The sequence below is a fragment of the Lactobacillus selangorensis genome (assembly GCF_001437205.1).
Taxonomy (GTDB): Bacteria; Bacillota; Bacilli; order Lactobacillales; family Lactobacillaceae; genus Paralactobacillus; species Paralactobacillus selangorensis.
In genome coordinates this window covers 308,609-322,668 of record NZ_JQAZ01000002.1, presented here as the reverse complement: position 1 = coordinate 322,668, position 14,060 = coordinate 308,609, and the positions used below count along the sequence as shown (strand labels likewise).

Here is a 14,060-nt window from a genome sequence, read left to right as displayed (position 1 = left end):
AGCAGCATGGCTGTTTATTCGCAATCTTCATTTGAAACAGCATCCTCTGTTCCAGCAGCACAGGCGGCTTTGTAATAATTGATTTTATGTTCGACGGTTTGCAAATATTTTTGATCCTGTTTGATGCGGTCTTCGATGACCGTTTTTTGGTGTTCGAATAAAGCAAGCCGTTCTTCAAGTGTTGTATCGCCGTCCTGACACATTTGAACGAAGTCACGAATGTGCGACAGTTCCATGCCGGTGTTTTTCAAACAGCTGATTAGCTGCAGCATGGTAATGTCGTGTTTGGTAAAATCACGATGACCGTTTTCATCATGCCGAACGAAGGGTAATAAACCTTTTTTATCGTAATAACGAATCGTGGTGGCGGGAATATCCGTCTTTTTGACGGCGCCGGAAATAGAAAGTCCCAAAAAAACAACTCCTTTTTTGAAAAAGTACTTGTCTTAGACTATGGTCTAAGTTTTATAGTAAATACTGTTGCGGCCAAACAACAGGTACGGACCAATTTATTTTAAGACGAGTGACTTGATTTTACAAATCACTTTCGCCGATTCAAAGGAGCAAAGAAGAAATCGCCGCTGCTTTCGATGAACTGCAATTGGACGGCAAAGTACGCCATTTCGGTGTGTCTAATTTCAATCCATCGCAAGTCGAACTCGTTCAAGCTGCTTGCAGCCAGCGTCTGATGATTGACCAGCTGCAATTCAGCATCATGCATACTGGGATGGTCGACCAGGGCATTCATGTCAACATGAATGATGACCGCAGTATCGACCATGACGGCGGTATTTTGAATTATGCGCGTCTGCACAATATGACGATTCAGGCATGGTCGCCATTCCAGTACGGCTATTTCGATGGGACGTTTATCAATAATGACCAGTTTCCAAAGTTAAATGCCGAGCTGCAAAAATTAGCCGATCAGTATGGTGTTTCCAAGAATGCCATTGCCATCGCCTGGATTCTGCGGCATCCGGCACACATTCAAGTCATGCTGGGAACCATGACGCCGGCGCATATCGCCGACAGTGCTGCTGGTGCCGATATCGAATTGACCAAGCAGGAGTGGTACAACGTCTACTTTGCTGCTGGCAATGATTTGCCTTAAACTATAACGGCGTTACAAAGAATGCCGTTTGTTTCATGTGAAACATGCCGCCGTTCAGTGTGAAATCAGCACGAAGCGGCGTTACACACAAAAAAAGAGCCGGTACCGGCTCTTTTTTAGTTGCTAAAATTCTTCGTGTGTAGCCGGGTCTTGGTTGGTGGTGCGACCATCAGGACGGGTCAAACTGTTGATCTGTGCCATATCGGCATCCGAAATATTGAAATCGAAGACATCAAGATTGCCGACTTGGCGGGCTGGGTGATTGGCCTTGGGAATCGGCAGGGTGCCTAATTGCAATTCCCACCGCAGAATCAATTGACCAACGTTCTTATTGTATTTCTGGGCCAGTTTCTGCAGCAGCGGGTCCTTAAGCATGACACTGGCACGGCCTAACGGACTCCAATCTTCGGTCAGAATTCCATGTTCAGTATCATAGGTCCGTTGAGTTTGCTGATTAAAGTAAGGATGTAGTTCGATTTGATTGAGGACAGGCATCACACCAGTTTCCTTTTGCAGACGGTCGAGATGTTCCGGTAAGAAATTCGAAACCCCAATGGAACGAATCAAACCAAATTTTTGCGCATCAATCAAGGCCTGCCAAGCTTCGACATAGCGATTTTCCTTTGGGTTCGGCCAATGAATCAGATACAAGTCGAAATAATCGAGACCAGTCCGATACAAAGATTCTTCGATGCGGTCGATTGCCTTTTTGTATTCATGGTCACGACCAGGCAGTTTTGAGGAAATGCTGATTTGTTCACGGGGCACACTGCTTTGCCGAACGGCCTCACCGACAACCCCTTCATTTTCATAATTGACGGCGGTATCCAGCAGCCGGTAGCCGCTGTTGAGCGCACTAACTAAGGTCTGCACACCAGTCGCACCGGTGACACGGAAGGTGCCGAAACCGACTTTGGGCAGTACCAAACCATCACGTAAAGTATAAGTTTCCATGAAATCCCTCCTGACATTTTTACATGTCTGTTGTACCACAGATTGGGACGCATTTAAAATTCAATTGGGGCGTTCTTTTAACTACAAAATGAATATGCTATGGTGGTAGAGAAACTGAAAGTAGGTGGGTAAATGATGCAACAGCAATTTCGATTATGGGACCCGCAACGGAAAACATTATGGCCGGTAATTGGCTTACAATGGGATCCGCAAACTGGTGCCATCAGCCAAGTCACGACGAATAATCCCGAAACAGGGCAGGGTCTTCACTATACGACGACCGAAAACATTGTGCTTGAAAGCAATGTTACTGCTGATTTATTTGAAAATGATTTCGTTCAGGCATCAGGATTAAAACAGATTTTGCGCTTGCAGCTGGACGTACAAGCTGCTGTTTGGAATCTCGTCAATCAGCAGGGCCAGATTGTCGAGGCAAATCTGACTGAAAAGGAGTTACAAAAATTAACGAAAGTCGGCAACCAGCATCAAGGTATTTTGGTGAAACAAACGCCGCCGATTCACAGTAAGGCTGATTTGGTACAATTGGCCGACCAGGATTTGAATGCAGCGATTGCAGCGGCGCTGGCGTTTGAAAAAGCGCACAGCAGTGACGGACAAGTGCATGCTTTCGCCCATTTTATTTCGAAGCAGGATGCTGCTGAAAAACTGGATCGAATGTCGCATTTAGAAGCACTGATCTATTTGGACCAGCTCGATCCTGGCGATGACCATCCGTATTATTTCGTCGTTGGGGACGGCTCGGACCAATTTTTAGTGATTCCGACGGCCGCTCAGGTGAAACAAGCTGTGGAGCAGCTACCGGAATGATTCAGCTGACGCAAGCCGATTTTACGGCGCCCGTTTATGCTCTGACGGCGTTAAATGGTGTATTGAATCTCTTTTTGAATGAAACCTATGGCATCATCGAAGTGACCATCGATACGGACAATGCCGTTTTAGTCAAGCTACCGGCCGCTAGTTACTGCCGTTTTATCGCAGAACACGTTAAAGGGCTGCACCTGACGGCTTTGCCCGAACAAATCCAGACAACTGGTGAATTTACGATAATCTTGGGAACACCGACGCTCCTTTCACATGCTTATCAGCGGTACGCCCATAAGAACGTTGCCCCTGAGTACATTCGCCATCCGTATAGCGTCTTCGTGATGACAACCAGTATTTTGGGCATCAATTTAGGTGAATAGCGCATGAACAACTTTTTGGCACTCGCCATTTTGTTGGATAACCGCACATGGGAGAGTGCTGATGAAGTCAAAAATGACTTCTGCCGCCGCTCCCTTTTTTTGGTGTCTGAAAAAAATTGTGTGACACAATAAGATTATTGAGCGTAATAAGCGGTAACGCCATCATGATTGTTTCGCAAATTTTTCATCTTGGATTCATAGTTTTCCTTTAAGGTAATTAGCACAACACCAAAGGAGGAATCAAAATGAATGAAGCTGATTTTGAAGCACTTTATGCACAGCTGATTCAAAATGGATTAAACGGTAATTTGCTGACACTGGATGCACCAACCGGCAGCGGCAAGACACATCAGGCGATCAATTTTATCTGCCGGCAGGTTTCTGAAAATCGAGAAGCCCGGTTTTACTTTGTAAGCGACCAGAAGAAAAATTTAAATACGGCCCAATTTCACCATGTCTGGTGTTCATTGCTTGAAGCAGGAGCATCCGATAATTTTTACCAGCGTTTCGCCATCGTCAGATCATTAACGGACAGTATTCAGCAAATACTTCAGTCTGTCAAAAGACATGAAATGCCAGCGGGCTTATTTGCAGGACGTGTGCCGGAGATGATTGAACTGCTTGACCAGCAGTTTAAAATTTATCAATCCATTCAGGAAACGGATTCAGATGCGTCGGCTTGGAATGAATTGAAGAAAGCCGAGTATCGTGTCCGGCAGGCGCTGGCTGAACGTTTGGCCCAATTAGTGGGGGCATCAATGCCGCTGGATGCAGAAACACAGGAAAAAATTCGCGTGTATGTGCGTACCGAATATACACCAGAAGCAAATTGGATGAATCAGTATTATCCGACCGTTGATCTGGCTCACCGGCAAGTATACATCATGACGACGGATAAATTTATTCGCAGTTATACTGATTTTTTTGAACACGATTCACGTATGTTCCAATTAGCCGATTTTCTTCAAAATGCTTTAGTGATCATCGATGAATTCGATGCGACGAAGCAGCGTTTATGGACTAAGGCAATCGAAGATGCTTTGAAGATTAAGGCGGACCTGCTGAGTTTGTTTAAGACGATTCATCAGGGAATGGAACAAGTCGATCAGCTGCCAAGCCCGATTCAGCGGCTGTTTGTGAATAGCACCAAGTTTAACCAGCTGAAGCAGCAGGCAAATGACTTACAAGAACGGTATCGTTTAGATCGGCTGTATAAAACAACGGTGGCCCACCATGAGGAACAGAGCTTTTTAATTCATACGCCGCAGACTAATCTGATCAGTAATAATCAATCGTGGCATAGTCATTTCAATGCTAAAACGAATTCGGTCGAAATCGGACCGCAACCAGAAAACGAACTGCACTTTTACAGTATGCTGAATCAACTGGCTGCCTTCATCCGCCGTTTTACACTGCTCATCCGAAATGTGGGGAGTGTTTATCAGAGTGAACATAATCAGACTTTGAAGCCGGACGAAATTGCCATGGATAGTTGGGAAGCATGCCACTCGGTTTATGATGCGTTGGGATTGGGCTCTAATCAAATCGATGTGCTTTTGAATCTAGGCTTGGATCTGTATCATCCTAAAACGAAGCAGCAGTCTGCGCAGGTCCCAGATAGTTATCGGCGTTTCCAAAAATGGGGGTTGAGTTTTTTCTACTTTTCAAATGCAGAACGGCATGATTTACGGACAGATATCAATGCGGCCTTTTTTTCAGTGACACCAGAACGATATCTGCTTAGCATTTTGAACAAAGCCAATGTGCTTGGATTGTCGGCCACGGCTACGTTCCCGACCGTTTTGGATAATTATGATTTGGATTATCTCAAGGAACAATTAGGCAATCATTTTATTAAAGACGGATGCCAGTATTTGACGCCGGAAACATTGAATCATTTTAATTTGAAACAGCGTTATCAGGAACATGGTGTGCAAATCAATGTTGATTTAGCGGCCATCGAACCAACGATCTTAGGCATGTTGCAGATTCATTTTCCGGCCCAATACCAGCAGATGGATCCGGATAAAATAACTCAGCTGGATGAAAGGCTGCAGGAGACGGTGCAACTGATCCACGGCCGTAAAAAAGGCATGTATTTTAAACAGCGTTATGTGGCTTTATTTGACAGTTTTGTCCGTTTTTTGGTTAATCCTGAATTGACGTCATATTTAGGACTGCAATCCTTATTGCCACGTTCAGAAAAACCAGAAATGGATCTCGACCTTGTTCAGGACACCTTTGCGGGGCTCGCCGATTTGCTGCAGATCACGCCGCAAAAACGACCGCATTTGAAGGTAATCCAAGCCCAATCCCAAGAAAAAATTTCAGAACAGCTGAAAAAAGTGCGGACCTTGTTAAGCAAAGGGACACGTGTCTATCTGCTTAGTGCGTATCAGACGATCGGGGTCGGACAGAACTTACAGCATCCGATGAGCGACTTTGAACGGTCGCATGTCATTAATATTGCTGAAAACCGTCATTCCGACGATCAGCGCCAGGAGCAAGTCGATTTAGCTGGTATGTATCTGGGTGAAGTGACGCATTATTAAGCAGCGGCCCTAGTTTTAGTTTGGATCCGGCTGGTTTAAAGCTTATTACAGAACTGGCTTATTTATTGGATAACCATGAAATCACTTATCAGGAAATGAAACATCAATTCAGTGCACTCGAAAAGCAGCAAGTACGCAAACAGCCGCAAAATGTTCAAAGTGTTGCTATTTCATACTTACGGACGATCGTGCAGGCACTCGGCCGGATGAATCGTACTTTCAATAAAATGCCGACGATTGATATTTTAGTCGCAATGCGTGTCATTGATGGAATCAGTGCTGTTGGAATCGATCCAAGTCGGCTGAGTCCAGAAGCACAAGCAGTCTTAGCCTGCGACACGCGTTCTGAAACCGATTTTGCCACGCAGCAGCAGCTTGCGATGAAACAAAGTTATACCTTGTATACGAATCGCGATTTATGGGTTTTGACCAATAATTTGCAGACAAAAGCGGATGAAGCGAAACGTTATCAAAATTTACGGACCTACTTGCTCAGTAATCCGACGATCAGCAAATTGCAATTAGCAGCACAGCAAGCTAAAGATTCCCGGTGCCTGCAGTACTTGCAAAATGATTCTCAAACGACTTCTTATTGGACAAAACCGCTTACCAAATGGGATAACGGTGAATTTGATTTTCCGCTGGTTCCTGATGATGCAATTGAGGTTTCAGCAGATGCCTCCGGTTTAACCAGTATGTGCCGGTATCCGGGTTTGAAGAAATATTTCCACGACCAAGGATTTGCGACCGAATGGCTTCCCAACGAGTTCATCCTGAATCCAGTGCAATATATCAATCTTTACTTAGGTATATTAGGGGAGGCTGCCGGCAAATTCATCGTCGAAGATATTTGGCATGTTCATTTACAACGGCTTAATAAACGAGCTATCAATGAATTATTCGATTATCAAGTGGGTGATCATGTGGCAATTGATTTTAAGAATTGGAATGGGGTTCATCGGCCATCTGCACAAGCAGAACATCAGCACATCTATCAGAAGCTGAATGAACTGTCTGAAACGACGGGCACACCTTGGCGGGTCCTGATCATCAATATTTGTGCGACGCAAGCGGATCTCCAGCCCCAGATGACAGCGGACCAGCGTATTTATGAAATCCCAGCATTAATCGATCAGCAGGGGAAATTGGTGCTTGCGGCACACGACCAAAAAGAAATCGGGCGTTATTTGCATGGATAAGGACAAAATAATTTTAACGAGTTTGACGGATTATCAATTGGATCTCAGGATGCTGGATCATGATTTTAAATTGGCACTTGTTTCATTGCCGGATAAAAAAGCGCAAGCTGCTTTTCAAAAATTAGTCGTTAAAAATGCCGCCGTGATTCAAGCCGTTACTTATTATTATGAACATGGCCGCAAATATTTATTACTGCTCTCTAAACCGGCTGCACTGCAGTTCGTCACAGGGCTGCAAATTAAAGTAGAACCAATTCGTAGCTATCTAGGTTCGTCGAATCGGCTGGTTCAATTATTGCTGAATCGGGAATCCGGCACGGCACTGACCAGTCAAAAGCAGAATTTAACGAGTGCACTTTATGTGGCCCAAACCAAATGGCAGCGAACGATCCAATCGCAGGGCTTGCAGCAACGTTACACACTGCGGATTCAACTTGAAGCGGATCATAATTTAGCGATAACGACCCAAACCTTTACGCAGGAACGGCAACCTAAAGCCGACCACGAGCTTTATTTTTGGGATGCCAAACGCAATTTGATGTGCCGCTGTTATCAGAAGACTGATTTTAAGCAGAAAGTATTATTTCATCGCGGCAATGGGACACTGCATAAAAACCTGGTCGATTATTTTTCATTGGCCGATTTAGATCATTTTAATCAGACTAAAACAGGCGTGATTGCTGTCTTAAAAACCAATTTAGCAAAGCACGCCCATCAATATTTTAAACGGCCGCTGCAGTTTGTCCCGGTCCCGCTGTTAGCGGATTACAAAGAAAAGCTGCCGCAGAAGGAGACGATCTGGCACTACTTTCAGGGGCAGCCGCTCAATGTTTATTGCGAATCCGATGATCCGTTAGCTGTGACGTTAAGCCGCCGTATTGCAGAAGGACTTGAAAAAAGCCCCCTCATTCAGACGGCCCAAATTACGGTGCAGTCGAACCAATGTGCGCAGCCAGGAAATAACATTCAAGTGCTGCGAGATGCACGCCGAAAAGGAGTCGTAGAACAATATCAAGCTGGCGATCAGGACACTATTATTCAACATGTCACTTTGGAAAATTTCGGACAATTGGATCACAAAACGGGTCTGTTAAAATGGGAACCACCGAAGGATGCCGGCAAGGACAATCAGATGATCAAGGTGGGTCAAGAACTAGCTATCCGCCATGATTTAACGGAAAAGCACTTGCAATTACCAGCGGCTGAACTGCAAATGCTGGCTAGTCGTTACCGCTACTATCGCTGCGAATGGATACCGAAGGCGAAACCAGCCGCAATTATGCTCACCAAAATGGAAATTTCGGCAGCCGGACGGATCAAATTAAAAAATCAGCGGTTTGAATTAGAGCCCTTAGCTGCTTGGGATGAATTAGCCTGTTTGAATGTATATTTGCAGCATTTAAATCCAGCCAAACAGAATTATCAGCAGCAGTTTTTCTGGGATCAGATTGAGGGGATTCTTTCAGATGGCACGCATGTTGTCCTGATTCAAAAAACAGCTTATCAGATCATGCCGCAGGTAAATGAAGTACAGCAATTATTGAGCAAAAGCGATCCGGACAAATTCCTAGTAACGGACTCAGTAATTACTATTTTGACAAAACTGATGGAATCATCTGCTGAGCCTCGTTATCGGGCCACATGTTCGCAAATGATTGCCAGTATCAAACAGTTAAACAAAGCTGCTTTTTCGATCGGTGAGGGGAATCAGGCCTTTAAGCAAAGCGGCATTAGTTTTTACGGAAAACCATATAAAATGATCTGTCTGAATTTGGAAGCAAACGAAACGTTTACCTTTCATAATTCACTGCGGCAAAAAGTGCGGGCACCGCTTTTGAAAGGCACTTTAGGAATGGGACTGGTCAATATTCAGGGCCGATTCTATTATTATGTGGGCAGTTATCAAGCACTGAAGCCTAAGGTGGCCCGTGCAGTTCGATTACGTCAGTTAGTTACCTTGGCGGGGAATAATGATGACAGCCGATACGCATTGTTTGCGGATTTAAGTGAATTGATGAGTGTCGAATTCGTTCGTAATGGCCAATATACCGTTGTGCCGTTTCCATTCAAATATTTGCGTGAATATTGGCGTCATCTACAGCGGCAAAAAATGGTATAAAAAAGCATCGGCATATGCCGATGCTTTTTAAGCAGTCAGATGTTTGAAACCTTTATTCAAGCCCTTTTGAATCCAGACTGTTGCAACACTGACAACGATGATCAGCGGCAGCAATTGAATCGGGAAGAGGAGGACGAGTAAACCGCAGACGACCAGCGGTTTGGGCATAATTTCTGTTAGGATGGCCGTACAAAAAACGGTGGCCAATAAGCGTGGCGACAATCCTAAAAGATTGGCGGCACCGAGTCCCATGCAGAGCGAGCCCCAGATGTTCGGAAAGATTTTCCCGCCTCGCCAGCCGGTGGCGTTGTAAAAAGTGGCTAGCAGCATTTTCAGCAACCCCCAAATCAGCAGTGTCCAGCCGGATAAATTCGAAAAGACTTTCAGAAGCGCATAAATACTCGTTTCACCGGAGAATAATAGGAAGTGCGTCCACATCCCAGTCAGACCAAGAATCAGGCCGCCCAAAACCGCCAATAGAATTGGCTGAGACTGCCAGCGAGATAGTTTCCCGACGAGGCGATTCAGCCCTGCGTAAAGCCAATAAGCAGCAATGGCGAGAACGAGTGCGATTATAACGGTGCGAATCGTATTTTTCGGATAGGTAATCGAAGCACGTGAATGTATATATAAAAACGGTGCGGAAACGAAACGATGCAGCGATTTGAAGATGAACCAGGCGCTGGCGATTGTGATGACATAAATCGAATCCCAGTGCCACGAACGGCGATGTTTCTTTTCATTGGTGTATTGTTCCGATAGTCCGAAGAAAGGGCTGCGGAAGATGAGCGCTAAGACGGCGCCGAAACTGTTGTTTTCCCAGAAATCGAATTGGGTACGAGTGAATTTCAGGCGATCGCTAATCCAGACGACCAGTTCGCTGACAATCGAAATCAAAGCGGCTTCGGGCCCCACCCCAGCGCCAAGTGCCAGAATGACGACAGCGTTCAGAAAGTTACGCCACACACGGTGTTTGTACGAATCAGGTGAACCTGTTTTCGCTAATGCGAGCGATTTCTCCATACTGAATGGATAGGGACCAACCCATTTTTGGAGACTGCCGACGATCAGGCCGCCCACAAGACCGATGACTAACGGCCAATAAGCAGGCTGATTCAACCGTTGGGGGAAATCGGTCCAGATTACGTTCGTCAGAAACGCGACGATGGCTGTAAACCCAACGATTAACAGGCTGGCTAGGGCTCCTAAACATACGCTGTACAATAAATCTTTCAAGTAATCTTTCACATCGGCAAACCTCCTCAATAAACTGAATTCAGCGTAAAGAAAAAGGCTTCGTTTGTCAACGGAGACCCATTTCATTGGAAATGCAGCGAGTTGTTTGGGCGCCGCAACCGCTTATTTCTGCCACTTCGGATAGGTCAAAATCAGTCCTTGTGTCCCGTCATTACCAAGTTTTTCATCGTCGACCATGTGCTCGTATAACTGTTTAGCTTGTTTCGTTGCCGGCAAATCGAGGCCCATTTTATCAGCTTCTTGGAGGGCAATACGGAGATCTTTCAGGAAATGTTTGGCAAAAAAGCCGGGTGTGTAATCATTCTGCAGGATGCGAGGGACATAGTTTTCCATGCTCCAATTGTCGGCACCGCCGGCTTCAAGGGTACTGAGCACATCATTCAGGTTCAAACCGGCATTTTGGGCGTAGACCAGCATTTCGGTGAGGCCGGTCATGGTTCCCGCAATCATGATTTGGTTGGCCATTTTGGTGTGCTGGCCTTTACCAGCGGCGCCGAAGTAGCTGACTCGTTGGCCGATTTCATTCAATAAGGGTGTGTATTTGTCGAAGGCGGCCCGATCGCCGCCGACCATAATCGTTAAAGTTCCGTTTTGTGCACCAATATCGCCGCCTGAAACAGGGGCATCTAAAGCAGTTAAGTGCTGCTGATGCGCTTGTGCAGCGATTTTTGCGGCCAAGGAGGGCGTACTGGTGGTCATGTCGATTACTGTTGTACCTGGCTGCGCTCCTTTGAAGACCCCATTTTCACCAAAATAAGTTTCTTCGACGTCCTTGGGGAAGCCAACCATTGAGATTGTGACATCGGCTTGTGCGGCGACTTCTCTGGCCGAAGCGGCCCAAGCAGCGCCGGCTTCAATCACAGTATCCGCATGTGCTTTGGTGCGGTTGAAGACGACCACCTCATTGCCAGCTTTGAGAAAATTCTGAATAATACCGGTGCCCATGACGCCGGTTCCGATGAAACCAATTTTCATTGTTGCCACCTCCGTGATTTGATGCCTTCATCATAGCATTTTTATCAATGAATACGCATTGGCATTTCAGAGGTGGTACATTAAAGAAGAGAAGTTAATTTAGAAACGGAGGCCTAGAAAATGGGCGTAACGATTATGTTAGCTTGTGCAGGCGGCATGTCTTCTTCAATGTTAGCTGTGCGAATGCAGAAAGCAGCGGCGGCTCGGCATCTCGATGCAACTGTTTTTGCACGTGGTTTTGGGGCCATTCCCCAAGCATATCGCAAGTCGCATCCTGATGTGATTCTGCTGGGGCCGCAAGTTCGGTATGTACTCCGCAGTGTTCAGAAAGAAGTGCCGGTACCGGTTGCGGTAATCAATATGACCGATTATGGCATGATGGATGGTGAAAAAGTGTTGACACAGGCGTTGGACTTGCTGAGCCAAAAATGAGTTAGGCTGTTCCTAAAAGCAATTCGTGCGTTAGCGTATTGTTGGCCCGTGCATTGAAAAAGATTGGCAGTTCCTAAAGCTAAATTTAATTGAAGCCGCTTTTTTAAAAAAACGTGCCAAGGGTATTGGTTGATACATTTAGGGCGATTAAAATAAATTTGATTCCATGGAATGTCAAGGCATTTTACTTGCAAAAATGATTGAAAGCGCTATTATAGAGTCAAGAGGAGCTTATGGATAGGAACCTTAGAGGAGGGCGAATAAATATGAGCTGGTTGCAAAAAGTTATCGCAGTCGGTGCCGTCATTGGTATCATCGTCGGACTTTTACAACATGATGTGAACTGGTTGATTATTTTCGGCAGTGTCTGTGTGTTAGCGATAGATGCGTGGCTGTTCATTTTCCAACAGGAATGGCGGTCATTCGGTGAAAACAGTCGGAGTTAGTGCCATGCAAAGGGTTTGAGGATGTTCACGGAACAATTCAGATCGTCACTAGGAACAGTTATTCGACCAACAGCTCAAATATTCGTCGCTTCGGAACAATTCAAATCGTAAACAAAATAAAGACAATGCCGATTTTGGCATTGTCTTTTTAATCTGTTTCAGTAAATAAACGTGTGGCGGCGACGGCTCGCTGCCAGCCGTTGTAGAGGCGTTTGCGTTTCTTAGCTGCCATGTGTGGTCGGAAGCGACGGCCCATTTCGACTAAATGTTTGAGCTCGGCGGTGTTGTTCCAGAAACCAACAGCGAGCCCAGCCATGAAGGCGGCTCCTAAGGCGGTGGTTTCGAGGTTGGCGGCTCGCTGAACGGGGATATTCAATAAATCAGCTTGAAACTGCATTAAGCAATTATTATTGGCGGCACCGCCATCGACGCATAAAGTTTCGTTGCGAATGCCAGTGTCTTGAAACATCGTATCGACCACGTCCCGGCTCTGGTAGGCCAGCGACTGCAAAGTGGCTTTGACAAAGTCGTCACGAGTCGTGCCACGTGTGATGCCGAAGACAGAACCACGTGCTTTGGCATCCCAATAGGGAGCACCAAGACCGGTAAAGGCTGGCACCACGTAGACTTCGTCATGATCCTTCGAACTTTCAGCAATCATTTCGGAATCGGCGGCGTGTTCAATCATTTTCATGGCATCACGGAGCCATTGAATGGCACTGCCGGCGACAAAAACGGAGCCTTCCAAAGCATAGGTGATTTTGCCATCGATGCCATAGCCGATTGTCGTCAGTAGATGATGGGCCGAAGTGATGGGCCGATTGCCAGTATTCATCACCAGAAAGGCACCGGTACCATAAGTATTTTTGACCATGCCGGGTTTGAGGGCCAGCTGACCGAAAAGGGCACTCTGCTGGTCGCCAATCATACCGGCGATTGGGACTTTGAGTCCGTAAAAATGGTAGGGAATTGTGGTGCCATAAACTTCGGAGTTGCTTTTGACGTCTGGCAGGATTTGTTCGGGAATGTTCAGCACTTTGAGGATATCAGTATCCCATTTTAAAGTGTGGATATTGAAGAGCATCGTTCGACTGGCATTGGAATAGTCAGTTACATGAATCGCACCGCCGGATAATTTCCATGCTAGCCAAGTATCGATTGTCCCAAAGAGGAGGTCGCCATGTTCGGCCTTTTCTTGGGCACCGGGCACTCGGTCGAGAATCCAGCGAATTTTCGTTGCCGAAAAATACGGGTCGATGATTAAACCGGTTTTCTGATGAATCATATCGCTATAGCCGTCTTTTTTCAGTTGTTCGGCGATGGTATCGGTCTGCCGAGATTGCCAGACAATGGCGTTGTAAATCGGCAGCCCAGTGTGACGGTCCCAAATAATCGTCGTTTCCCGCTGATTGGTGATGCCAATGCCGGCAATCTGATTCGGAGCCACGCCGGATTCAATGAAAGTTGTCGCTAAAGTGGATTGAACGGCATTCCAAATTTCGATTGGATTGTGTTCAACCCAGCCTGGCTGCGGAAAATATTGGGGGAATTCTCGTTGGGCATCAGCAATCTGATGCCCGTCATGATCGATGATAACGGCACGTGTACTGGTCGTTCCTTCATCGATTGCTAAAATATATTGTGCTGCACTCACAGCGTGACCTCCTTCTTAGAAATCGCTTACTTGCTAAAGTGTATTGATTTCGGGCGATGCTGTCAAACGAGATTGTGAATTCGGCTTGTCAAACGGGTCATTCTATGCTATTTTAGGTTTAAATAAACAATGAAAAGACAATAAAAAGGACGAGTA

At 45.9% G+C, this 14,060-nt stretch carries 12 protein-coding genes, 1 pseudogene and 1 other annotated feature (1 of these 14 cut by a window edge); of the genes and pseudogenes, 8 read left to right on the top strand and 5 right to left on the bottom strand.

Annotated elements, in window-relative coordinates; all coding sequences use genetic code 11:
• Positions 1–14 precede the first annotated feature (14 nt).
• Positions 15–413 carry a MerR family transcriptional regulator gene (locus IV40_RS04115; RefSeq protein WP_057769108.1) on the bottom strand — a complete coding sequence of 133 codons (399 nt, stop codon included), beginning with the start codon at positions 411–413 and terminating at the stop codon, positions 15–17.
• A gap of 158 nt (positions 414–571) precedes the next feature.
• Between IV40_RS04115 and IV40_RS04110 the strand changes: the two are divergent.
• A pseudogene (locus IV40_RS04110) lies at positions 572–1,111 on the top strand (aldo/keto reductase); the annotation flags it as partial.
• 123 nt (positions 1,112–1,234) lie between these two features.
• On the opposite strand, the gene IV40_RS04105 reads toward IV40_RS04110, so the two are convergent.
• Positions 1,235–2,065, bottom strand: coding sequence for an aldo/keto reductase (locus IV40_RS04105; RefSeq protein WP_057769107.1), 831 nt, complete (start codon positions 2,063–2,065; stop codon positions 1,235–1,237).
• 135 nt (positions 2,066–2,200) lie between these two features.
• Here IV40_RS04105 and IV40_RS04100 point away from each other — a divergent pair, with 135 nt between their 5' ends.
• From IV40_RS04100 to IV40_RS04080, 5 genes are all read left to right on the top strand, one after another.
• Complete coding sequence (locus IV40_RS04100) at positions 2,201–2,893, top strand: hypothetical protein (protein WP_057769106.1); 693 nt, start codon at positions 2,201–2,203, stop codon at positions 2,891–2,893.
• Positions 2,890–3,270: a hypothetical protein gene (locus IV40_RS04095; RefSeq protein ID WP_057769105.1), complete on the top strand. Its 381-nt coding sequence runs from the start codon at positions 2,890–2,892 to the stop codon at positions 3,268–3,270. The genes IV40_RS04100 and IV40_RS04095 overlap by 4 nt, the downstream gene beginning before the upstream one ends.
• 245 nt (positions 3,271–3,515) lie before the next feature.
• Positions 3,516–5,822, top strand: a complete 2,307-nt coding sequence (locus IV40_RS04090) for a hypothetical protein (protein ID WP_057769104.1) — start codon at positions 3,516–3,518, stop codon at positions 5,820–5,822.
• 65 nt (positions 5,823–5,887) lie between these two features.
• Positions 5,888–7,021 carry a hypothetical protein gene (locus IV40_RS04085; RefSeq protein WP_156404223.1) on the top strand — a complete coding sequence of 378 codons (1,134 nt, stop codon included), beginning with the start codon at positions 5,888–5,890 and terminating at the stop codon, positions 7,019–7,021.
• Positions 7,014–9,140 (top strand): hypothetical protein, encoded by a 2,127-nt coding sequence (locus tag IV40_RS04080; RefSeq protein ID WP_057769102.1) that lies wholly within the window; start codon positions 7,014–7,016, stop codon positions 9,138–9,140. Before IV40_RS04085 ends, IV40_RS04080 begins: the two co-directional genes overlap by 8 nt.
• 27 nt (positions 9,141–9,167) lie before the next feature.
• Here the strand turns inward: IV40_RS04080 and IV40_RS04075 are convergent, their stop codons facing one another.
• Entirely contained in the window at positions 9,168–10,388 is a 1,221-nt protein-coding gene (locus IV40_RS04075; protein ID WP_057769101.1) for a chloride channel protein, read from the bottom strand.
• 111 nt (positions 10,389–10,499) lie between these two features.
• Complete coding sequence (locus IV40_RS04070; RefSeq protein WP_338033649.1) at positions 10,500–11,381, bottom strand: NAD(P)-dependent oxidoreductase; 882 nt, start codon at positions 11,379–11,381, stop codon at positions 10,500–10,502.
• Positions 11,382–11,492: 111 nt separating this feature from the next.
• Between IV40_RS04070 and IV40_RS04065 the strand changes: the two genes are divergently transcribed.
• Together IV40_RS04065 and IV40_RS04060 are read left to right on the top strand one after the other, a co-directional pair.
• Complete coding sequence (locus IV40_RS04065) at positions 11,493–11,804, top strand: PTS sugar transporter subunit IIB (RefSeq protein ID WP_057769099.1); 312 nt, start codon at positions 11,493–11,495, stop codon at positions 11,802–11,804.
• Positions 11,805–12,070: 266 nt separating this feature from the next.
• Positions 12,071–12,250, top strand: coding sequence for a hypothetical protein (locus IV40_RS04060; RefSeq protein ID WP_057769098.1), 180 nt, complete (start codon positions 12,071–12,073; stop codon positions 12,248–12,250).
• Between the two features lie 148 nt (positions 12,251–12,398).
• Here IV40_RS04060 and glpK read toward each other — a convergent pair whose 3' ends face one another.
• Positions 12,399–13,904 carry a glycerol kinase GlpK gene (gene glpK, locus IV40_RS04055; RefSeq protein WP_057769097.1) on the bottom strand — a complete coding sequence of 502 codons (1,506 nt, stop codon included), beginning with the start codon at positions 13,902–13,904 and terminating at the stop codon, positions 12,399–12,401.
• A gap of 131 nt (positions 13,905–14,035) precedes the next feature.
• Positions 14,036–14,060: a binding site (T-box leader), on the top strand (it continues 208 nt past the right edge of the window).